At 51.6% G+C, this 22010-nt stretch carries 24 protein-coding genes; 5 read left to right on the forward strand and 19 right to left on the reverse strand.

What is annotated here, in order from left to right; translation table 11 throughout:
- Positions 1-68: 68 nt before the first annotated feature.
- The 6 genes from TH5_RS20895 to TH5_RS20920 all read right to left on the reverse strand — a co-directional run bounded on the left by TH5_RS20895 (position 69) and on the right by TH5_RS20920 (position 5885).
- On the reverse strand, positions 69-383 hold the full coding sequence (locus TH5_RS20895; RefSeq protein WP_147250141.1) for a hypothetical protein: 315 nt from the start codon (positions 381-383) through the stop codon (positions 69-71).
- A gap of 127 nt (positions 384-510) precedes the next feature.
- Positions 511-1404 carry a nucleotidyl transferase AbiEii/AbiGii toxin family protein gene (locus TH5_RS20900; protein WP_167443612.1) on the reverse strand — a complete coding sequence of 298 codons (894 nt, stop codon included), beginning with the start codon at positions 1402-1404 and terminating at the stop codon, positions 511-513.
- 180 nt (positions 1405-1584) lie between these two features.
- Positions 1585-2157 carry a type IV toxin-antitoxin system AbiEi family antitoxin domain-containing protein gene (locus TH5_RS20905; protein ID WP_097053672.1) on the reverse strand — a complete coding sequence of 191 codons (573 nt, stop codon included), beginning with the start codon at positions 2155-2157 and terminating at the stop codon, positions 1585-1587.
- 145 nt (positions 2158-2302) lie between these two features.
- A complete protein-coding gene (argS, locus tag TH5_RS20910; protein ID WP_114123492.1) occupies positions 2303-4051 on the reverse strand; it encodes an arginine--tRNA ligase in 1749 nt (582 codons plus the stop codon).
- Positions 4052-4324: 273 nt separating this feature from the next.
- Positions 4325-5428, reverse strand: coding sequence for a hypothetical protein (locus TH5_RS20915; RefSeq protein WP_147250142.1), 1104 nt, complete (start codon positions 5426-5428; stop codon positions 4325-4327).
- A gap of 22 nt (positions 5429-5450) precedes the next feature.
- Positions 5451-5885: a hypothetical protein gene (locus TH5_RS20920; RefSeq protein WP_114123494.1), complete on the reverse strand. Its 435-nt coding sequence runs from the start codon at positions 5883-5885 to the stop codon at positions 5451-5453.
- Between the two features lie 685 nt (positions 5886-6570).
- Between TH5_RS20920 and TH5_RS20925 the strand changes: the two genes are divergently transcribed.
- Positions 6571-8046 carry a hypothetical protein gene (locus TH5_RS20925; RefSeq protein WP_114123495.1) on the forward strand — a complete coding sequence of 492 codons (1476 nt, stop codon included), beginning with the start codon at positions 6571-6573 and terminating at the stop codon, positions 8044-8046.
- 548 nt (positions 8047-8594) lie between these two features.
- On the opposite strand, the gene TH5_RS20935 is transcribed toward TH5_RS20925, so the two are convergent.
- Complete coding sequence (locus TH5_RS20935; protein WP_147250143.1) at positions 8595-9572, reverse strand: hypothetical protein; 978 nt, start codon at positions 9570-9572, stop codon at positions 8595-8597.
- 166 nt (positions 9573-9738) lie between these two features.
- Here TH5_RS20935 and TH5_RS20940 point away from each other — a divergent pair, with 166 nt between their 5' ends.
- Complete coding sequence (locus tag TH5_RS20940) at positions 9739-11256, forward strand: ribonuclease J (RefSeq protein WP_114123498.1); 1518 nt, start codon at positions 9739-9741, stop codon at positions 11254-11256.
- 10 nt (positions 11257-11266) lie between these two features.
- Here TH5_RS20940 and TH5_RS20945 read toward each other — a convergent pair whose 3' ends face one another.
- From TH5_RS20945 to TH5_RS20955, 3 genes are all read right to left on the reverse strand, one after another.
- Positions 11267-11989 carry a hypothetical protein gene (locus TH5_RS20945; protein ID WP_114123499.1) on the reverse strand — a complete coding sequence of 241 codons (723 nt, stop codon included), beginning with the start codon at positions 11987-11989 and terminating at the stop codon, positions 11267-11269.
- 30 nt (positions 11990-12019) lie between these two features.
- Positions 12020-12763: a hypothetical protein gene (locus tag TH5_RS20950; RefSeq protein WP_114123500.1), complete on the reverse strand. Its 744-nt coding sequence runs from the start codon at positions 12761-12763 to the stop codon at positions 12020-12022.
- Between the two features lie 355 nt (positions 12764-13118).
- Positions 13119-13463, reverse strand: coding sequence for an ATPase inhibitor subunit zeta (locus TH5_RS20955; protein ID WP_114123501.1), 345 nt, complete (start codon positions 13461-13463; stop codon positions 13119-13121).
- Between the two features lie 102 nt (positions 13464-13565).
- Between TH5_RS20955 and TH5_RS20960 the strand changes: the two genes are divergently transcribed.
- A complete protein-coding gene (locus TH5_RS20960; protein WP_114123502.1) occupies positions 13566-14111 on the forward strand; it encodes a hypothetical protein in 546 nt (181 codons plus the stop codon).
- A gap of 21 nt (positions 14112-14132) precedes the next feature.
- Here the strand turns inward: TH5_RS20960 and TH5_RS20965 are convergent, their stop codons facing one another.
- The 4 genes from TH5_RS20965 to TH5_RS20980 all read right to left on the reverse strand — a co-directional run bounded on the left by TH5_RS20965 (position 14133) and on the right by TH5_RS20980 (position 16610).
- Positions 14133-14987, reverse strand: coding sequence for a hypothetical protein (locus tag TH5_RS20965; RefSeq protein ID WP_114123503.1), 855 nt, complete (start codon positions 14985-14987; stop codon positions 14133-14135).
- A 61-nt stretch (positions 14988-15048) separates the two neighbouring features.
- The gene (locus tag TH5_RS20970) at positions 15049-15600 is read right to left on the reverse strand and encodes a hypothetical protein (protein ID WP_114123504.1); all 552 of its coding nucleotides are present in this window, start codon (positions 15598-15600) and stop codon (positions 15049-15051) included.
- A 10-nt stretch (positions 15601-15610) separates the two neighbouring features.
- Positions 15611-16423, reverse strand: coding sequence for a hypothetical protein (locus TH5_RS20975; protein ID WP_147250144.1), 813 nt, complete (start codon positions 16421-16423; stop codon positions 15611-15613).
- Entirely contained in the window at positions 16416-16610 is a 195-nt protein-coding gene (locus TH5_RS20980; protein ID WP_114123506.1) for a hypothetical protein, read from the reverse strand. Before TH5_RS20980 ends, TH5_RS20975 begins: the two co-directional genes overlap by 8 nt.
- Positions 16611-16772: 162 nt before the next feature.
- Here TH5_RS20980 and iscU point away from each other — a divergent pair, with 162 nt between their 5' ends.
- Together iscU and TH5_RS20990 are read left to right on the forward strand one after the other, a co-directional pair.
- Positions 16773-17174: a Fe-S cluster assembly scaffold IscU gene (gene iscU / locus TH5_RS20985; protein WP_114123507.1), complete on the forward strand. Its 402-nt coding sequence runs from the start codon at positions 16773-16775 to the stop codon at positions 17172-17174.
- Positions 17167-17508, forward strand: a complete 342-nt coding sequence (locus TH5_RS20990; RefSeq protein ID WP_114123508.1) for a HesB/IscA family protein — start codon at positions 17167-17169, stop codon at positions 17506-17508. The genes iscU and TH5_RS20990 overlap by 8 nt, the downstream gene beginning before the upstream one ends.
- Here TH5_RS20990 and TH5_RS20995 read toward each other — a convergent pair.
- The 5 genes from TH5_RS20995 to TH5_RS25375 all read right to left on the reverse strand — a co-directional run bounded on the left by TH5_RS20995 (position 17505) and on the right by TH5_RS25375 (position 21979).
- Positions 17505-19490, reverse strand: a complete 1986-nt coding sequence (locus TH5_RS20995; RefSeq protein WP_114123509.1) for an exonuclease domain-containing protein — start codon at positions 19488-19490, stop codon at positions 17505-17507. The two genes, TH5_RS20990 and TH5_RS20995, sit on opposite strands and share 4 nt — an antisense overlap.
- Before the next feature lie 60 nt (positions 19491-19550).
- Complete coding sequence (locus TH5_RS21000; protein WP_114123510.1) at positions 19551-20765, reverse strand: site-specific DNA-methyltransferase; 1215 nt, start codon at positions 20763-20765, stop codon at positions 19551-19553.
- Between the two features lie 21 nt (positions 20766-20786).
- The gene (locus TH5_RS21005) at positions 20787-21212 is read right to left on the reverse strand and encodes a hypothetical protein (protein ID WP_114123511.1); all 426 of its coding nucleotides are present in this window, start codon (positions 21210-21212) and stop codon (positions 20787-20789) included.
- A gap of 11 nt (positions 21213-21223) precedes the next feature.
- Positions 21224-21562, reverse strand: coding sequence for a hypothetical protein (locus TH5_RS21010; RefSeq protein ID WP_114123512.1), 339 nt, complete (start codon positions 21560-21562; stop codon positions 21224-21226).
- A 162-nt stretch (positions 21563-21724) separates the two neighbouring features.
- Positions 21725-21979, reverse strand: coding sequence for a hypothetical protein (locus TH5_RS25375; RefSeq protein ID WP_147250145.1), 255 nt, complete (start codon positions 21977-21979; stop codon positions 21725-21727).
- Positions 21980-22010 lie beyond the last annotated feature (31 nt).

Here is a 22010-nt window from a genome sequence, read left to right on the forward strand (position 1 = left end):
ATTTCTTTGGCAATCAGGCGCTTTTCATGCTGAGCAAATAACCAAGGGCAGATTGAACAGCTCAAGCACTATGCCGCGAGGCCGCGACTTGGTGCAGCCGTCATTGCCTGTTCAATCTCATACTCGGCGAGAAACTCTCGGAACCGCTCTGCGTCAGAAGCGTGCCTGAAGGCAAGATGGGATGCCCGCTCCGTTACTGATAACCAACAGACATTCAGAGGGTCGATGTTCAGATAGATCCATTGACCTACTGGCCCGTTGTAACCACCCCGTAAATCAGATGGTCGCTCAACGCACCGAATGGTAAACATCTCATAAAATTGCTGGTCCGTCACAGAATAATCCAGACCGGCGATGTCATCTCTTAGGGTTCTTTCCGCCATTTTCTTCTCATCTGCTTTTTGTGGCGCTGCCCGCATATCTCGGACCGCTGCAAACAATAGGTCTCACTAATGAAATCCTATCATCGCGCGGCGCAAGAGACGCACTTATCCTTTATTGCGCCGATTTCTAATGTAGAAGATGCGGTCTGTCTATCGGTTTTTCTTCTATTTTTCCTTGGCGGCAAAGATTTTCTTGTCCCTCGATGCATAGTTGTTTTGCTTCAACCTTGCATTGAGCGAGCTTAAGAGCGGGCCCGACACACGATCTAATCCAGGCGCAGGTGTCCACAAATGACTTTTTGTTTGCCACTCCAGCCCGCTCCAGTAAGCGGCGGTAGTCTTCTTCGTGGATCAGTGCAAAGGTGTATGATAGAGCCACCACATCATCGATATCTGTAATCGGCACCTCTCGGGCGGCAAACGTCGTTGCTATCGCTTCAGCCAACTCGTCTGCGTCCTCTACATGCTCAATCCAGGTTGCGATGTCGTAATAGTCTCGAAACCGAGTATTGTCGGCTCCGAACATCACAGCAGCCCGGAGTTTCTCGGATAGAACATATGGCAAAGGGAGCATCCGAACGACCGGTTGTTCAATGACATCTGGGAATAGTGATGGGACAGCACGAAATGGTGGCATTCCGTCGTGATAGGTTTCTCCCACCTGAACATCGACGGAAAGACGCATCTTCATTGAACCAAGATAAGCCCATACGTTCAGTTTACCCCCCGGGAGGCCTGCATGCGTGCGCTCTTTCTTGAATGAGGCCGTATCTGTTTCGAACTGCAAGCCGTCATCTGCATCAGTTTTCAGTATTTCAATCAGAACACTGCGAAGAGCATCTGCATCGGGCACCTTCAGATCGATGGAGAAATCAACGTCATTCGTTTGACGCTGATATAGTCCACCATTTTCTACTGCGAGCAGCATCGCCCCCTTCAAGCAGAAATTGTCTTTGTATCTGGACATTCCAAGGCGACGTAACACACCCTGTAGTCCAAAAATAGTCGAGAGATACTGCATATTAGTGCCCGAGGACCGAGCTTGAGACTTCAACTTCGCGGCCAAAGACTCTCCAAGGTTGGAGTTGTTGCTCTGGACTACCTCTTGGATTTCTACGCCATTCCTCATTTGCTTGTGTCCTATAGGGCTATGGTAATCTCCTATGAAAATTTGCCATAGCCCTACGCAAGAAACGAATACCTAGTTAGAAGAGTGTGCGCGAACGGCAAGAATGGCAGCGCGTGTGACGGCGCTAGCGCCGACATTATCCATAGCCTCCGTCAAGTCGCAGAATGTGGACCCTGACCGCGGAGCTACTTTGGAGGCAAATAAACTCAGAGCCTCAAGCGCCTCCTCTGTTTGAATGCAGCCTCTTTTAGACACAAGAGGGCAACTTTCCAGCATCATAACTACTGTGTGAGCAGGGTCATACATTTTGACGGGAACATTGCAGTCCAGGACGACATCCACAACACCATGCTCATGGGGCATCGGAGCAAACCTGACTAACTTGGCACCACCATAGGCCTTTCCACGTGGTACGGAAAGCCATGTCGAGACGGGGTTCTGAAGGGTAAGGCCCCAATACAAAGCAGCGGACAGATAAGACACAACAGAACCGGGATGAGCAAGGAAAGCTGCCGCAGTGTCTTCGTCAAAGAAGACAGGCGCAGACGCATCCCGGACCACACCACGATGCTCCGTCCTCTCCACAAGGAGGTGATCAGGAACTTCGTCAAAGCGATATAAAACCGGATTGTCAAACTTTTCCATGATAACCTCCACCACAAGCAATTTTGTTGAGAATATATCTTGGCCCTGTGTTTGTCAACATTTATCGAAGGGTTTCACCTTCGCTAGCAGCGCCCCAAACTCCTGAAAAATAAGGGCGCTGTTAACAGTGTGGGTGGCTTCCGTGCTACATCTTCTTGGGAATCTGACAGCCCAAGAGTACCAACGCGTGTTCCAGGGTCTGAACGGCTACGGATGCCAGTGCAATACGGCTTGATTTCAGTCTTGTATCTGTTTCTGTTGATACCGGGCATGTCGCATAGAACCGGTTTAGCGCCGCCGCACACTCAAACGACCAGTTGACCAGGAGATGGGGTGCGCTGGCCGCTGCCGAGCTATGAACGGCGCTTCCGAAATTCAAGATATGGTTGCACAACTCCCGCATAATCGGGACGTCAAAGCAGATCGCGGAGACGTCAGCGTCTGTCTGTTGGTCTAGAAGTTTGCGCATCCGAACAACGCTATACAATAGGTAAGGGCCTGTCCGTCCTTCAAACGACACAGCTTTGTCTACGTCCAGGGAATACCCACTCTGCCGGTGGGTCGACAGGTCAGCAATACGCAAAGCCGCCGTCGCAATCATAGATGAAAGCTCTTCAGCATCATCTGGAGGGGTATCGTTAAGACGTTCCAATGCCGTGGTGGCAACAACGTCAAGTAACGATGTCAAAGGCATCACATTCCCGTCCCGCGTCTTGAAGGGCTTGCCATCGGAACCGTTAACGGTTCCAAAGCCAACATGTTCAATGACCAGATTGTCCCATGCCGGAATCATGCCCACCGCACGCTTGATTTGAAGGAAGTGCAGCGCCTGACGTTCGTCAACGACATACAGGATGCGGTCAGGGTTAAAGTCTCGCACGCGCGCAAGAACTGTTGCGATGTCTGTTGTTGCATAGAGAGTGCTTCCATCCTCCTTACTGAGGAATACAGGAGGAACGTCGTATTTGTCTTCAGGTAGACGAACATCGACAATTGTGTCTCCTTCTTCCTCCGTGGAGGCACCGGCTGCCGCAAAAAGCTCCAGAACTTCGGGGATGTCTTTGTGAGCGTCAGCTTCCCCCAAAGTCAGGTCGAAATGTGCACCCAACTGTTCGCAGACCTGAAGGATATCTTTCTTGCAAGCGCCAGAAACCTTCTCCCATAGATCCGTGAGAGCCGGGTCGCCCTCTTGCAGCCGCACTGTGGTTTCCTTCGCTTGCATTTTACGTGCTAGGTCTTCCTTGCATGCCGCGGAGCCTGACGGGTAAAGGTCTGCAATCTCTGACGGCGAGATTGGCGGATATTCAGGATATTCCGACTGTTTGCTATCGAACCATGGAAGGTCGGGCATCCGATGCTTCAGCTCCTCAAGGATGATGCCACTTGGCATTCCCCAATCACCGAAATGAATGTCTGATGTAACGCGGTGACCCAACGAAATCAGAATGCGCCGCAGTGCCTCACCGAGAAACAGCGAGCGCATATGGCCAACATGCATTGGTTTGATGTTTGGCCCACCAAAATCGAGAATAATCGTTTCCGGGGAATCTGCTTGAGCGATCCCATGGTTCGGGTCCGACTGCACAGCACCAAGCGCCAGCTTTAATGCCTCATCCGAAAACAGGATGTTCACAAAACCAGGGTAGCAGGCGGTGGCAACCGCCACGTAATCAAATGCGTTCAGATGACTTGCGATTTTTTCCGCGATACGCATCGGGGTAGTCCGCATCGGGGTTGTCCGCAGTACCTTTTCGGCTGCGAAAGCCACATTCAGGGCAACATCACCTTGTTCGGGGAGAGGGCAGGCCATGGTGGAAACGGAGATCTCCACCCCCAGGTCCTCCGCCAGATAAGCGGCAACATCAGAAGTCAGACTGCAAATATGCTTGTGCATTACGATCCTCGGGTGTTCGGTAAGAAAACTTCCCGAGATTGCACTTTATCCCGGGGTCAGGCCTGTCTCGGCCTGCGACGCAGCAATATCTTTGATTTATGTCGACGGAGCCTCATCTCTTGCCGATGAGACGCGTGACCCTGTGTGCGCATCCACCTTCGTCGCTGAGCAGCCTTCAGCTTGTATTCCAGTGTAGGTTCCATACTCATTTCGCCTAAAGGTATTTGGCAGGAGAACGCATACAATACGCCACCCCGAAATTGTTGACAACAACTAAAACGAAAGAGAACCTATTTCTTCTTCGGCTAAGTAAGGGTCTGCACACTGAAATCCTTTTCCCAGGAAAGAAGATTTCTGATACACATACTCAATTCCTGAATGCACAAGATACAGGGCCGGAAGTCCTTTGAATGTCGAGACGTGATACGAGACGTGATAATCCTTCTTCAAGGAAAGGACCCCATTCTCGTACTCGGGGAAATTTTGGTGAAGCAGGGCAAGCCCAGACTTACTGCTTCCCTGCCCAAGCAGCTTCACGAATTCATCGTAATTGATGTCCCTGGATGCAGGACTGTCTATCATATCATTGATATCGTCGCCATTGGCCGAGACGCAGTTCGTGACAAACCTGAACTGGGCTGTCTGATGTGCAAACGGATTTATCTTAAACTGGTCTGGCAATTCGATAATGTTGTCGTCATCGTCAACCTCTGTCCGGTCGGCCAAAGAGCTATCAAAACGGGACAGGCTGTCATTAAAAATGACTCCTCTCGGAGCGGACAGACTATCAACGTCCAGACGTTCATTCCACCAGCACCCCACGAGCTCTGGAACTTGTTTTCGAAGTTCATCTTCCGCCCAGAAGGAAATCGCGAAATCATCTGCAATAAACCCCGCCGCAGATTCCAGCACATCCCCCGTAAAGCGGGCGCGCTTCGCTCCGGCAGATGTGAGAGTAAGTCTTCGGGCAGACCGGACGAGATCTTCGAAGCCCTGATCGACCTCCATCTCTAAATGTTCCCAGGCTTCAGCCTCGGTAGCAAAACACGTCTCTCGAAACTGCTCGGTTTCACAATCAATCTCACGCGCGACAAAAACTTCTGCCCAGTCAACAAGCCCCTTACTCATGGCATATGTGGTCCCTGCCCCCCACATATCCGCGTCAACAGTTGTCATGTCCAAGAAAAGGGCATCGGCACATGCAAGCTGATGCACCGGTGCCCCGCCAAGCTTTGCTATCTCGTCCCAGATGTTTGGTGTAACCGACACAGAAAGCCCGTCACCTTCCCATGAGGAAGCGTAATTGGCACCCTTATTCTTGGCATCCATTGTTCCGACATGAAAGACGACGGGTATGTGGCGAACACTTACCTGCATGATTTATAGCCTTGGTAACAGATTACATTGAGGGGCCTGTTGGACCAGTCTCAGATGTTAGCTCCATTGATTGAACTCGGTCATTTGTGTAAATCACCGAACGAGCCAACGCCAGTCCTTTAACCACTTCTGACTGCCCTTCTACGCCGCGGAATACGAACAGTGCCGGAAACTCGCTGGGAGACAGTGACGACCGGACCCAAACAATGTCATCGGGTGACTGCATACTGATAACGTCAGTGTAATGGCTATCGGCCGAGGTCGCCAACCTGAGCAGATCACCTGCAATCTCTCTTGCAGCCGGGGTGTCATTCTCGCGCAGGAAGGAAATGTCTTCTGCTGACAGAAGATGTGACTGTGTGAGCAATCGTTCAATCAGGTCGACCGGCTCCCCTGCGTTCGCAAGGAAGTTTCTGAGGTCGGTGATTGACGGTTTGTTATCGTTGGCATGCGTCATTGGTAACCTGCGTCTTTGGAAACAAAAGGTATCGTCCAATCAATGATGCGATAGCCTCATGCAAGAGACGCAGAAATTAACGGTTCTTAGATTGTGTTTGACAGCTACCAACTGACAATGCGAGGCAGGTTGGCAACCAATGCAAGCCCGATGATGGAGATTGTGATTGCTGTATAAACAGCCGTCAGATGCGGCCAGTTCACTTTGGCCAAACCTATGGCTGCGGAAGCACGCCTTCTATGAGGTTTCATCCCCTTGAGTGATGGCGGTTCAACATGCGGCATGAACTTGCGGGGGCGTACCGAGCTTCTCATTTGTCTCTCATGAATGGGTAAGGATGTTCGACAAATGATTGTGCCGTCATCGTGATTAATGCCTGACAACTTAAAGCAGTTTTCCATAGTTTGAAAGCAAAAAACAAGGAAAACTTTGAGTTGATCAACTCGACGGGCATTTCGAACTAAGGTATTCGGTGTATGAGTAAGAAATGTTGCAGGCAGGGGCTTGCGCACATTTGAGCCGGTTGAGCTGCCCGTCGGCATTACTCTCTGTCACTTCGTTCGTTGAGCAGAACCCCCGAATTTTCCTTGAAAAAGAATAAGTGCTCAGGAATCCACCGCAAAGCACCGTCTATTGCTTGTTGATGGAATATTGTATGTTTGAAATCAAATCCTATAGGTGAAACATGACAACCTGGCCAAAACTGACTGAAGAAGTCCCTGTCGATAACGACTTGATTGTCGAGCTTCTTGATACAGAGGAAAAGCTCACAATGATGGGAAAGCTCTTGGAGAACGGGCTTTCTGTTCATGCGAATGTGTACGTTCCACAGTGCATCCGCGGTGAGAAGCAGATTTTCCAGTTACTGGACGGGGCGACCAGGAATGTGGTCGCGTGCGGCGAACTCAAAGTCGTCGGCGACCAAGTGAAAGCCATGTTCGTTCGTGGTTACCGGAACCAAGAGTTCACCGAAGGCTCAGAGTATCACGATGCAGTAATGGAATATCTGCGTAAGGTCAATTCGCGCGAGGTCCCCTTGATAACGGACGAAATCGCCGATGGACTGTTCAAGCAGAGCTCGCCTTCCGTGACAAATGAATGGCAAGTGGCCGTTGCCACCGCTTCTGAAAAAGGTGTTTCGCCTTTCGCTGCGCTGATCGCTGGAAATCCGGAGCCAGTTCTCGCGGCGGAGTACGGCAAGGATGACCATGAGAACGTTACTTGGCCATCGATTGCTCCGAAGTTTACGGCTAAGAATGGATATGTCCTTGAACACGTCACCAGTAGCAATGAGTTGCTGACCATTGGAGAGAAACTCGAAGGTTCGATGATTGTTGCCTGGAAGCGCGCGGCATTGAAATCGAAAGAGGGCGAAGTCGCTTATGTCGCGGTCGCTCGTCCTGGTCAGGATGGTGACCTTATCGCCTTCACTGAACTACAAGTTCACCCACGCTCAAGTGTCAACCGGAATAACCAGCAAATCTTCGTCACCGGTATCTTCGGCGAATTCGATGCTAAGGTTACTCCTGACATTAGTGATGCGGTCTCTGAGTTTGTTAAGCAGCTGCCACACTCACTGACTGTCACTCTGGAGCCAGGAAGGTTTGCTCTTCCACGCCCACCACTAGATGAGCACGGGACTGAATACTTGACCCCGTTGTTCCGCTTCAACGAGTATGGCGAACCTGACTTGACCTGTCACATCGTCCGGTCGCAGCCAGAGGACCCTTATCTGACTGCGTTTGACGAGGCCGCGGAAATTATCAGTTGGGATGGCCTGACTGAACCCTACACCTCGCCGAATGGATGGTGCGTTTTCCCCGTGACTTCCAGCGACGAATTAGCCGCTCTAGCCAAGGCCGGTGCTACAGGGCTAAACCAGATGCTCCCCGTGCAATGTTTCAACGGCGACCTTCAGATTGTGATGCTGGTTGACGCGCAAGGTGAGGCAAGATCCACCGCCTTCGTCCGAAGTGAGCAAGGCAAGCTCATTTCTTGGCGGCATAATGCGTTCAAAGGTCAGGCGGATGTCTCAGATGAAGAACGTGAAGCTTTGAGCCAATGGATTGACGCAGTTCACTCCAAGCAGATCGATGTCGCGCTGTCCTTGGGTGATGGGTCCTTTGAACCGGTCGGCTCCACATCCGCTCTGAAAATGTAACAGCGACGAACAGAAGGAGCAGACCATTCTGCTCCTTCTTACAAAATGCAATCAGCCAGGGACAGGGGCTATGATAGATAGAACAGCCAATTTGACAGACAGCCAACCGTTTGAATGGCTTCCTTTAACAGAACCCTACACGGCACTAAATGGCTTGACGGTAGTTCCTGTTTCTAATCAGACGGAGCTGATGTCGCTAGGGATACATTTTAATAATGCCCTAAAGAACCTTCACCGGGAATTTTCGTATGAGTGCACTCTTGGCGTAATGCAAATAGTAAAAATTCTGGGGTGCGATGACCGGGTTCTCCATTGTGCGAGCATTAGGTGCCATAAGAATGAGGCGTTTGCAGAAGCTTTCCGAGCATATGCAAACATTAATGAAAGTACGAATGTTTCAGACGCACTAGAAGAATGGCTTGAGAGTGTGAACGCAGGCGAGATACCCTCAAGCCTGCACCTCGGCAAAAGTTCTTTCGTTACAGTTGAGCATATACCTTCTGCCCTGCCGCGAATTTAACTGGAAGCAACTGATGAGGGGCTTGGACTTACATCATTGAAGGTCCGAGTCCACTGTGCGCATCAAGAGCAGAATTAGATGTCACAGCGAGGCATGTGACATCTTCTCTCGCTCGGTCGACAACCGCCCTCAGGCCGGTGGGGAAGACTGACGCATTCTCGCCAAATCTTGGTTCCCCCGCAAAAGTCTTAAGCACGTGCGCCCGGCGCGTAAAATCAGTGTTTACCTGCTCGCCGTCAATTATAGCGTACTCCACCGCCACTGGGGAGATAGCTGTGGCACCGTCGTGGTCTTCACGAATGAGCCGAACTATCCACCTATCGCCGAAACTGTCCGTGACAGTTACCTCATCGACCAGAGGGGCCAACTCCCTTATTCCAGCCAATGTGAATTCCGGATATCCACTTTTTGCGATGTTGGACTTGAATGTATTGAGCGCCTCATCGGCCTTGATTTGAGCAGCCTCCCACCCGTTAGCATTTTTGAGTGTTTCTTCTGCCAGGCGAGCCGTCTCGGCCCACCAATCGTATTCTGTTTCAAGCTTAGACAACCGGGCGGACGATTGTTCCTGGAGCGTGACATACAGGCCCACACGGACGTCATAGAGTTCGAATGGCGATGACACACCCTCAGGGCTATCCGAATCAAAGCAGAAGCCATCCATCCACACGAACATATGGGCGGTATCATTCATGCCCAAGCGCACAATTTCTTGCCATGTGAGGCCCGGAGGCGGAGCCATATCAGGGAAGCGTGCGGTGGCCATCACTGTTGGGTTGCCAACATCGTCTAGAAAGTCCGCCACACCACCAATCTGGATGTCCGGGATGCCTGCCTTGGGGGCGCCCCAATACAGGCAGTCGGCGTATTCAGCACATAGGGAAAAATACCGCCCGATGTCCATCGCTGTTGGACATGTACCGGGATTGATAAAAACGTCGGCGATGATAGTCTCGCCAAGCTCCTGCATTCGGGAACGCTGATGGTCAAACCCCGTTTTCTTCATGGTGCCGTCGCCTTTTCCCAACTGCTTCACGTGTCAAAGAAAAGAATTCTGTAGTTCAATGCAAAAAACAACTGTTTAACAGGAACAGAGGTAGAGCGATGTCAACTTTCCCGTTTTCCTTAAATTCTATTGATCCCGATCATTTTATCAGGTATATCTGTCTTCGATGAAACAAGAAAAATTAAAAAGCATCTCGCTAGATGCTACCTTCCTGTCCGCTCCAAATGAAACGACAGAAGACCGAAAGCAAGGAGCTTTCGACGTAAATACGGTCCCTTCTCTTCAGAGTTTTGGCAAAGTCTGGCCAGTTCCCGGTGACGATTTCTTGATTGTTCCGGTTGGTGGGCTTGGCCGCATCGGCATGAACTGGACCCTTTACGGGCACAAAGGCCGCTGGCTGCTGGTTGATGCAGGCATCGCATTCGCAGGGCGCGATAAAGAAGATGTCGATTGCCTTATCCCTGAGCCGGAAGCTCTTTCCAGTATTCTCCCCAAACTTGATGGCCTGGTCGTCACTCACGCACACGAAGACCATATCGGCGCCATCGCAAAAGTTTGGCCGCATCGTATCAATTGCCCAATCTATGCGACACCATATGCAACGCGCGTCATCGAGCATCGCTTTGAAGAAGCCGGAACGATTGATGACGTCGTCATGTATCAGTTTACCCCGGGCGACACCCTGACGATCGGTGAATTCGTTATCGAAACCGTCCGGATGACACACTCTGTACCAGAACCGGTTGCACTGGCCTTCAAAACCCCCGACGGGGTTATTTTCCATTCCGGAGACTGGAAGCTGGACGAAGACCCTCTTATCGGGGAGACGACCGACTTTGACGCTCTCATGCGGATTGGTAAAGAAGGCGTGCTGGCACTCCTCTGTGATAGCACTAATGCGCATAAGTCGCTCGCCCTTACCAATGAAAGGGAAGTTCTTGAAGCGTTTGTTCCAGCCTTCAAGAATACCAAAGGGACTGTCGTTGTGTGCTGTTTTGCCAGTAATATTGCGCGCGTATCGGCAGCCGCTCAAGCCGCTGAGGCTTCCGGTCGGCATTATGCTCTGGCAGGTCGCTCCATGCGTACAAACGTCGAAATCGCACTGGATTTGGGCATGCTTGACCATGTCATGCCACCGCTCGCTGAAGTTCGGCACCTGAAGGGGCTGGATCGCAGGGAGAAGGCCCTGATCTGTACGGGAACGCAAGGTGAAGAACGAGCGGCCCTAGCCCGCCTCGCGCGTGGAGATATTGGCCTTCCTTTGCTCGGCCGAGGTGACACGGTTATCATCTCCGCTCGTAGTATCCCAGGGAACGAGAAGGAAATTGACGCTATCGTCGACCAGCTCCGCTATAGGGACGTGACCGTTCTTCGCGGTGGGGACCTCGTTGATGATAAACCGGTGCACGTTTCTGGACATGCTGGGCGCAATGAACTTGAGGCCCTCTATAATCTCCTTGAGCCGCGCATTGCAATTCCAGTGCACGGCCATGCTATGCATCAAGAAGCGCATGCAGAACTTGCCGAAGAAATGGGTGCAGAGCAGGTTATCATTGCTGAGGAAAGCAACGTTATTGCGGTCTCACGAGACAGGGCAGCCATCATTGGTCGTGTTGAGGTGCCAATTATCGAACTAATGGTAGACGAACCTGCCTATGCCCCGCCTATGATGGCCATCGCGTAAGACAAAAGATTCAAGGCTTCATTCCTGATGTCGGCTGAAACTCGCTGATTTTCTCGAAGGCGTCGGTCAGTTTGTTCCGGGCTTCCGACAGGTAGCCCAAGGCGTCGTCTCGGCTCAGAAATCCTTTAATCTCCCGCCCCTCACACTGAGCCGCCATGTGTTTTTCAACGCTAAAAGGCACTCTCGCGGCTCCAGGCTGCCCTCGGAATGCCATTTCTTGCAGTTCGTAACCTGCTTCATCAGAGAGGCTGGTCATCCACAGAGAAGACGTATCTGAACCTAAGCGATAGTAGTATGTCACACTCACCACGGGGCGAGCAGACAAGGTCATATTTTGCCTGAAGCCCTCGCCATACCGTACCTTTCCAATACCCACCAGTGCTACCGGCAACTCGTTTAATTCCACGAGGCCCGCTTTGGCATCAATGATGGCAACGTGAACTCCTGAGCTAAAAGGCAGTGGTTTGGTGATATGTGGATATAGCTCGTTAAAGGCTGAAATCAGCTTACGCGATCCGCTATCGGTCAGTGTCATCCCCCATTCACTGGAGTAATCGATTAGGCCATCTCGTCGCAGCCTTTTACGCATATAGTCACTTGTCCAATCTTCACAGGAAATGGAGAGTAGTGCTTCCAGTTGGGCCTCTGTAATCGTCCCGTTACCTGTCCGCGCCGGTGCGTCCACCGGTTTAATGGTGCCAGACCAGAATGCTTCCCAGTCGGTATCTGTCATGTTGGAGGAGTCCTTCAGGCTCTGGTACGATTAAGGCCGCCTTGCTGCGATTGCCGGAGCACGTCCGACTTCGGCGAAAGCCTTCGCCAACTTCTGTCCTGCATCTGACAGAAAATCCAAAGCTTCAGCTTCAGTCTCAAACAACTTTATGGTTCGACCGGTGTGGTGGCCCTGCATTAAGTACTGGATATATCGCGGCATTGGTCCTTGGCCAGTAACTACACCGACAAACCGGTGGCCATTGGCATCCGATATTCCTTTTGCCCAAATACCTTCATTGGAGGGGCCCAGGCGATAGTAAAAGTTGATTGAAGACACCGGTCGGTCCTCCAGATCCATCTCATGCAAATACACGCCCATTGCATCCAGTGTCTCTTGGTCATACTGCATGCTTGCCACTCCAATGAGTGTTACGGGTAGCGGGGCAGTTTCAACGGTACCGGCTTCGGCGTCGATAACCGCCATGTGCAAAACTGTCCCAACTGGCAGTGGCTCCGCAATACTAGGTAACGCCTCGACCAGTTCTTCGAGAAGAACCTGAGAGCCGACCGGGGTCAGAACGTCCATGTGCGGTGGCAAGCCAGGATACTCGATAAGTCCAAGATCGCGCAGACGGTTTCTCATAGAGTAAGATACTGCTTGGTGATTGCCAACAGATACGGCGAACAGGGCATCTCGCTGTTTAGAGGTCAGATTGATTTCCGTAACGTCGATACGACCGTCCGCTGGCACAACAATGTTTGCCCAATATGCTTTCCAATCTTCCTCGCTCATCCCCACCCTCCTGGTTTTCTACAAGAGTAGTTTTCCCTGCTTGACTGAAAGAAACAACAAAAGACATTCACCTCATCATATTCCTTCAGTTGCGTAAGAAAATTGTTGTGAGACATCTCTGTTTTGCTACAATCGCGGCCGAAGAGGCTAGTCGCTTACAATAGTCTTGGTTGCCCCACAAATTACCTTTTGCGACAATAGGCTTCCAGTAAGTCACGGATTTTAATCAAGAAGCCCGGCACTTTTCTCATGAATAATGCCGGGCTTCTTGTTGTTTCGAGTGAAGTTTCAACCGGTTTTACCGCATGAACCATGTTTGACTCTCACCAATGCGCCATGCAAAGCTCACTGGCCGTCACGGAACTGCGGGATATTCTCTGTCATATTCCCCGCGAGCCGCATGCTCGAAGGCTTCGAGTTTCGCTTTCACATCTGCGCGTGACAGTTCCAAACCTCTATCTCGCAGGTCTGCCAACACCTTATCGACCACAACATCGCTTCCCGCGGCTCTGAGGTCAGCATCGTTCAATTGCGAGAAGTAATCATTTCCCTTTTCCAAACCCAAAACCTCAGAAACCCATTGAGCCAGCATTCTGTTGCGGCGAATGGAAACCACAAAATCACGTTGCACTTCGGCAAAGTGCTGGCTTTCACTATGGCTGGCTTTTGCTGCAAAGCTTTTAAGGCGCTTATCCGACATTCGCTTCTCCGATACAGATGACGTTTTTCTTATAATATTCCTTGAAACATCCACGTCAACATATATGATTAAGCAAAATTTTCCTTACAGAAAGTGTCGAATGTGGAATACATTGCAAAGGCTCCGGGCAAGCAGGCATGGAAGATTGTCAAACTCATCAACACTGACGGTCGCGAAGCATTCCTCATCGATGACTATTATTTTGTTAGCCTGAGACGCTACAATGAGCTGCTTGATTACCTCCCGCCTGACTGGAGGAATTCGGAGCTTCAAATGGTTAGCAATTTTGTCTTCTCTGCAAAACTGAAGATCATCAGCCATGAGCGGAGCACGCAGAGAGACGAATTTGTTGTCGTTGAAAGTGAGGGCGCTCTCATTTCGATCCGCCGTGCGCAGAGAAATTACTATGCTGGTTTCCGCAGAAGTGTCGAGGAATCATTGCAGGGAATTGTTAATGGTGATGGTGCGGCCAGCATTTTGATGGGGATAACCAACAAAACGATTACCGTTGACGAAGACGGATGGCTATCAGGTCAATTTACTTTCACGAAGCGTGGCTCTAGTGTCGGGCTCAAGTCGGTCGGTCCCGAGCACAAACCACTCGTAATCGGTGGCGACACGCTGGAACAGGCCCTTTCAGCTCGGTGAGGAAAATCGTATCGGAGGCGGCTATTCCTGGTCATTTGAGACCGTAACCGCTTCTATAAGCCGCAATGGTTCCTTTTGGGCATTGTGGGCGGCCTTTGCCTCACTAACATCTTCAAAGTGCGCATCAACAATCATTGGTTTAGGTCCATCGGACTGATTAACCATCGCGGCAATTGCCCTTTGGATCGGGTCTATTTTCGGCGGGTAGCCGAGGTCCCAGTAAGCGGTTTTCTCCGCATCTGATACCGGGGCCCCTCGATCCAATCGGTCCCAAATGGCCGCCGCTGATAGCATGGATGCCAAATCTCCTCGAATAGCTGCCATCGCAACTGGCTCCGAGCCAGCCTCAATCGCTCGCACAATCAAGTCGTATTCTTTAATTCTTAAGCGCATAGGCTCCAGATGTGCCGTTTTCTTCCTATTGTGCTGACGGTTAAGTCTCTGTTTTTTGCCCGCTAGCTCTTCGAGGTTCGCCCGGTCCGACAGGAAATACTCCAGATAGGCTTTCCTGTATCTCAAGGAAGTGGTTTCATCTTTCGGCCCGGTACGGCGCTGCTTGCCAAATAGAGAGAAGAGACGCCCGAAACCACCGTTCTTTGTGCGGGAAGCCGGACTGCCATTCTCAATTTCCCGGTGGATGGCCTCCAATTGGTTCCGGTAAGGCTGGCTGATTGTCTCAATGATGACCTCAAGATCCTCATCAAGAAGGTCCAGCCCAGATCGTTCCCGTTCGTATTCTTGGATTAGGTCATTTCGAACTCTTCTGGCGTTACGCCATAGGTCACGATATTCCTGCGCGCGCAGGCGGTGGCGCTCGCGTTGTTCTGCAAACTTGTATGCTTCTGACTTGATGTCGGGCGTTGACGAGATTGACATGGATGCTCAGGCGTTTGTTGGGCACGAAAAAGTATGACCCAAATTCCTGAAGCACCCCAAGTTATTTTTGAGGCGCTTCCTGTTTCCATAGAGACAGGAGTTCTTCGTCGATTGAAACCCCGGGCTGTTTGAGAGATTTGGGCTTAAGCTTGTGAATCATTACTGCCCAGCCTCCTTCAAACTCCTTGTACACCGGAGATGGGGAGGAGCTGCCATCGATGGAATGCTTGCGCAGGATTCCGTCGAGAACTTCAAGCGGTGGCATCGGCAGAAGCCTTGCAGCCATTTCGGCAAACAGCTTCCCGACAGGGTGTCGAGAGTCCGGCACCCATACAGGTTTGCCGCCAACAGTTTCTTCCGTGTTGCGCCAATAGCCTGGCATGCGGTCCGCAATCACGCCGTCAAACGTTCCGCAAGGCCCGTAAATCTTCGCCCCATAGCATGCCTGCTCGAAATCAAAGCGAAGGGCACTAGCAAGCCAACGGGCAGCCTGGTGGCCTTGCAGGTCATTGGCAAGCTCTGGAGAGCAGGTTGCCGCATCAATCCTCAAGACCGTGTATCCTTCCGGCATGATGAGGCCCTGGGCGGCCAGAGAAGAGGTGAATAGATCCATTTTTGACTTCTTACATTCGTTGCATGGGTTGCCGCTCCTGATAAGTCAGAAGCGGATAGTTCGTTTCATCGAGCTTGCGGCCGACATCCTTAAACACGCGGACACGACGGCCAGACGCTACCAACCGGTCGGCAATCACAGATACCTCTTCGGCAGAAAGCTGGAGCGCGCGGTTTCCCATCAACGGACTCAATGTAATAAGCCAGTCATCGTTTCCCCACCGCTTCAGCGCTTCGATTTCCTCTGGCGTGTCATTGATGCCCCGCATCAGGACATAGTTGAGACGAATGCCATCAAAAGCCCCCGACCGCCTGCGAAAAACACTGGCGATCCCATCAAGGCCATCGGAAACAGGGATAAGTCTTCGCCTCGTGCTTTGCACAGCCGAATGCAAGGAAAGTTGGAGCGTCTTTCGGGCGGGAATGTTCGCCAGGACCTCGATTGCCCGGCTGTTGGCGCCGGATGTCGAAAATCGCAATTTGTCCACCGTCATGGACCCGTTTGAAATCCCCTGGGCTACCTCCGCCACCGCTCTTGCATTAAGGCACGCGTCCCCTTCTCCGCTGAACGCTACGGTGACAGGAACACCGGGCTGAACATTCTCATACCCATGATGGATGGCCATCATCATTTCCCTAGGGTGCAGATGTCTGCGATACGGTTGCTGCGTCGAAATGCAGAAGGAACATTTCACTGGGCAACCAACCTGCGTCGGGATGCTGATACTGGCACGCCGTACCGTTTTGACAACCACAACACTGGCAATGTGGTCTTTAAAAGAGATCGGAAAGCGCGATACAAGCTCATGTTTACCGTTATGCATCCAGCAGACGCTCGGCGTTCGTCGTCTGGACCTGACAGCCGTCGCCAGCCACGAGCTCCTGAGTGTCCCAAATGCGGAGATATCGGGTCGACGGTTGTTCAGTGAATGGAGGCGTTGGAGCGATACCGGCAAAAGGAACATTCATCTGGCAAAGCTTCAGGTCATCGTTGTTTTCAAAAACGGGCATTGGCTTCCCTGTCAAACGGTTGTCAGCTAGAGCAACATCAGCGGCTTTGGCACGTCGAATTTTCCATTAATGCGAAGGAGTTCATAAGGAAAGTGAAAGAACGCAATAGCAGAATCAAGAGTTTTCTTTTATAATGAGTAAAATTATCCTTTGGAGGCAGCCATGGCTTATAGCGAACAGCTTATCGACCACTATGAGAACCCGCGCAATGTAGGCTCATTCGCCAAAGACGAAGCCGGTGTTGGTACCGGACTGGTGGGAGCACCGGCCTGCGGAGATGTCATGAAGTTGCAGATTAAAGTCAACCCGGAAGGCATCATCGAGGATGCCAAGTTCAAGACATTCGGTTGCGGTTCGGCCATCGCATCCAGCTCTCTGATAACCGAATGGGTGAAGGGCAAAACGATCGAAGATGCCGGGCAGATAAAGAATTCGCAGATTGCCGAACATCTAGCGTTGCCGCCGGTCAAGATTCACTGCTCCATTCTGGCCGAAGACGCCATAAAAGCAGCCATTGCGGACTATCGCACCAAGAGCGCTAAAGGGGCCGAAGGCTATGAGTAACCGGTTTGCCCCCATCACGTTGACCGATGCCGCAGTTGAGCATGTATCGCAACTCCTCGCGCAACGTGGCAAGCCATCGGCCGGTATTCGTGTAGGCGTCCGGTCCAAGGGGTGTTCCGGGCTGTCCTACACTCTCGAATATGCCGATGAAGTGACGGACTTCGATGAAATCGTTGAACATAACGGGGTTAAGGTTCTTATCGACCCGAAAGCCATTATGTTCATCCTTGGTACCCAAATGGACTATGTTCAGGGAGACCTTGAGGAAGGGTTTGTTTTTTCAAACCCCAACGAAAAGGCCAGGTGTGGTTGTGGAGAGTCTTTCCACGTCTAAAGCCGTAAACCGCCAATTTCAAAATGCGGTTCCTGCTGCTGAACATCCGTCTTTTCACCATCCTTGTCGGTCCAAATACGCACAATCTGTTCCTTCGCCATGGTCACGATAGAAGGTCCACGCGGGTTGTGCGGCGCAGGGTGTCTTTCCTCGCCTTCAACTGCGATTGGCCGAATGATAAGGGCGCGTGCTGTCAAATAGACTTCGTGAGTGTCCAATGGGTATTCAGGAATGTCTACGACAGTGCTGCCGTACTCCCGATGCTTGATGATGACCTTTGTCCCGCACGGCGCCATCTCGATTTCTACAGGCGAGGTCGTCTTCCTCTTCGCGGCAACCTTACTCTTCGGGTGCATTGGGGTACGAATTTCGAAATACCCCGGCAATTCCATCATCTTGAGAACGCAATCCGTCAAAAGGCTTGCATCCAACAATGCACCGTGCCCTTTAACGTCGCGGACTGACTTATCAATTCCAAGCGTCACACAAAGGCTGTCCAGCCCGAGGGTGACACCAGGGAAAATCTGTCGAGCAATTTTTTCAGAGCAGTACATCTGCTCTTGCGGAAGCAATGGCAGGCCAGCTTTTCCGAGGTCGTAATTGAGCATACTGAGATCTGATGCAGCACCGTGCGCAATAATCGGCGACTCACCAATAAAGTTCAGCATCTCACGGCCAACCTGTTCCAATGTCGGCTGGGTTGACAAGAACTCATCTGTAAGCCCGTGAATTTGGGCAGCGTGATAGGAGCTATTGGTCATTGGGTTAAGATAGCTGTGAAACACCCGGCCAGTACGAACGCCAGCAATGATTTCCACAAGACCGATTTCAACAGAACGTCTTTCACCGCTCGATTTGCCCGTGCCTTCAACATCAAGCACAACAATTCGATCGCGAGGTGGAGGCACGAATTGTGTATCGTCTCCTTTAACCTGAACGGCAGTTGCCGCGCGCTGCTGCCACCATGCGGCTTCATAGACCTCCACGGTTAACTCAGACACCCGCTCCATCGCTACGCGCTCAGGTAAAGTGGAGACACGCGCGGCCTGGTTCAGTTCTTCTTCGAGCCGATTTACTTCGTCCCGAACTTTATCGAGGGACCACTCCCCATTCCGAATTTCGAGCAGTTCTTTCTTGTCATGGCGCCTCACCTGCATCTGGCCACTGCGCAAGACCTCTGAAGCTGTTCTCAGTATCCGCACAAGGTGAGCCGCGTTCTTGCCATCGTATCCCATCTCCTTTTCGATGGCGCTGCGCTGTTCGTTTCGGTTCCTCACCCATGTCCAGTAAGATGCATGTTCTTTCTTTGCCGCCTCATACTTAGCCCGCTCAAACTTCAAGATTGCTGCGGGCTCCCCTTCGGGCTTTTGATTGACGACTTTGATGGAGTGGTCAGTATTGAACCAGTTTCCGGACTGAGCCGGGTAAAGCAGGAACAGATCCTGTCCGCAACTAACAGCCTTCCAGCAGCCATTGAACAAGTCGTCCATGCCTACTTGGTCCGGTAGATTGATATTATGGCCAATTGTGACAAAGCTGGTCTGTTTGGGTGGTTCTACCGGGAGAGGTGATGTGTGCCACCGCGCGCGCGAGACCATACGACGGAATTCACCGTTGGCGTAGCCGCCGTAGCTATACTTGATTTGCTTGGACAATAGTTGGTCACGGGACCGATGCAAGATTGACCATGCTTCTGTATCGAGGATGATGTCTTCTTTTGAAACCCATAGCAGATCGAGGACGTTTGGACTTTGCGTTGACACCAAATTCATGAACTTCGAAAGCTCGTAGTAGACCTCATCGGTCCCGGCCTCACCTGTCAGATGTTCAAGTGATGGGATTGGCGCGATAACTTGACTGCGCGGGGCTGCGAAGACGCCACGTAAGTCCAGATCGGAACTTGGCTGCGCCATCCCGTAGGCATGGCTGCCTGCCCGACATTTGAAAATCAGGCATTTCTTTACCTGGTCTGCATTTTCCATCAACTGAACTCGCCCTAAGCAGTAATTACAGCCTAATACTACGCAACAACTGGCATACGTCTATGCGAGTTGCTGTTGTGATAGTGAATTTTTGAACCTGAGAGTGCCACCTGCTGCATAGTAGGCTGACTGCTCAACGGCCAACCAACGTCGCCCCAGCTTTTCTGCCGCCGCCGCCGTGGTAAGAGATCCGGCAAACGGGTCAAATACCAGGTCACCGGTATCCGTTGTCAGCTTAATCCACAGCTCCGGCAATCCTTCAGGAGAGATAGCCGGATGTGGTTCAATGCCACGCTCTTTGCAGGCTACACGATAAGCACTGTGCGGTCCTTGAGGGGCCTCCACATGCAGAACTGAAGGAATTGCCGTATTTGATTCACGCAGGAACCCTTTGCCAACGACATTCCCGCTCGGGCGCTTACCAATTGATTTGTTCGTGTCGTTGGCATTGGCATTCTTTCGCCACCGCGCTGTCTTGTCCGATTGTGGAACCCGAACATTGTTATTGGATGCCTTCACGTTCGGGCTTTTGGCAAACCACAGAACTTTTTCAATTGAGTTCTTCAAGCGCATGCCTTTGACGGCTACCCAATGAACAGGTGAAGGCAGTTTTGTTGGGCTATGCCAGTAATGCTCATCAACCAGATTCATTCCGGTGTGATCTTCCATCCCGACAATAAACCGGGACACATAAGTGTCAGTGAAGGGGACGCCTTTAACGCCTACAGTGCCGACATTGAGCACCAGGCTACCATCCTCGGCAAGCAGTGGTTTCCACAAGGTTGTCAGGTCGAGCATCCACTTCACCCAGTCCTTGCTGGACAGGTTTCCGTATTCCTTGGGCTGTAATAGTGGATATGGGGGGCTTGTATAGAGCAGGTTCACGCTACCCGGCTCAATCATCTCAGCCGCGCGCTCGGTGCGGCCCCATAAAACCTCTCCCAAACCCGTTTCAAAAATGACGTAGACGACATCACTTTTGTTCAGGGCATACTTGTCTTCCGCAGCTTCGGTTACTTCCCAAACGCCACGACCCGCCGGTCGAAGATAGCCAAGTTCGATGGCGCGGTGGCGTGCCCAGCGCAAACGCTGGTGGAATTTGGAGGTTGTCCTCCCGTTGCCGCTTCGAACCGTTTCAGACAACCCTTCGTCATCGACCTGAAGGGCATCGGCAACTTCGGCATATGCTTCGGTTGTCGTGATACGTCCGCCACAGCGCTTCGCGGCATCAAGAAGAGGAAAGACAAGTTGCTTCTGGCTCGGAAGTCTGGCCATTGGTACCTCGGTTCAGGAATGTTACTGCGGCTCAATAGCCCCGATAAGGGTGGCGTCGATAACCAGGAGCTTTCCTTCCGTGTTGACCGAGAGAATGTATTGGCCACCAACATGGTGAAGCTGCGCAGGCCCCTCGGCAAACAGTTCTTCGCCTTGGCCCAGTCCAGCCCAAACCTTGACACCATCGGCCAGGTTTAACCCGGCAGTCTCGAAAACCGTCAGGACAGCAGGTTTCCCGTCCGCATTGGCCGGAACGCTTTGCTGCCCGCTCATGAAGGCAACATCACGGACCAGGCTGCTCCATTTACCCGCTGGAATGGCCAACTCTGCATTCTGCTTTTCCAGTTGAAAGTAAGCATCGCGAATGCGTTCGATTTCGTCATGTCCGTTTTGTGCATCTGGCCCCAAGGCGTCAATGACAGCAAGAAAATCATGATCAATGGGCATAATCTCAATCCTTATTCTGCAAAAACTTTATCAGCAACAAGCGCACCGGCGACAGCATCAACCGTTTCACGCCAGCTCTCACGCTCTTCGTCAGGCGAATTACCGTTGGGAGTCACCGCATTCGGGTCAGAAGAATCCCAATTTTCCCACAGCCCAACATCACGGGCTGTGATTCTGGCAGCGTTCTCACGTGCGCCATCGGATAGCGATTGCGTCATCTGGTTCAAAAGCTCAACCAACCGATCAGCGGGCAAAACGCCATCCTTTGACGGGATGCCATATTGTTCAGCCAAAGCTGCCAGATCTGACCGCTTCTGCTCGGCGCGAATAAACACAAATGGTCGACCCATGTTATCCCTCCTGAATTTTACTTGTTTCAGGAAGAATATAGCTCACCATCGATAAGTCAACACATAATGTTGACAAGGACAGATTGCGTTGGGATATACATAAATCAATGCGCTCACGGCTTGCATAGACATAAAGAGAGCGGCCTTAGTGGCCGCTCTTTGTCACCAGTAGTATTCGTGCGGTTTTCTTCCACCTGTGCGGACGAAAACTGCGTCGTCAGGGTCAATGTAGCCTAGAACGATTTTCCGTTCTAATACACGCTCCTTAGCACGCTGTGGGCGCTCATCGAACAAATGACGAAAATGTTTTGGGGAATCACCAACTCGGCGATTACACATGCGGTAGCCGCGGTCTTTGCGCTTGGCAAAACGGTGTTCTTTACCCCAGCTTAAGCTGTGGTGATTGGTACGAGACATGGCTTCATCTCCATTGTCCACGTACAGAAAA

Source organism: Thalassospira xianhensis MCCC 1A02616 (assembly GCF_003326475.1).
Taxonomy (GTDB): Bacteria; Pseudomonadota; Alphaproteobacteria; order Rhodospirillales; family Thalassospiraceae; genus Thalassospira; species Thalassospira xianhensis.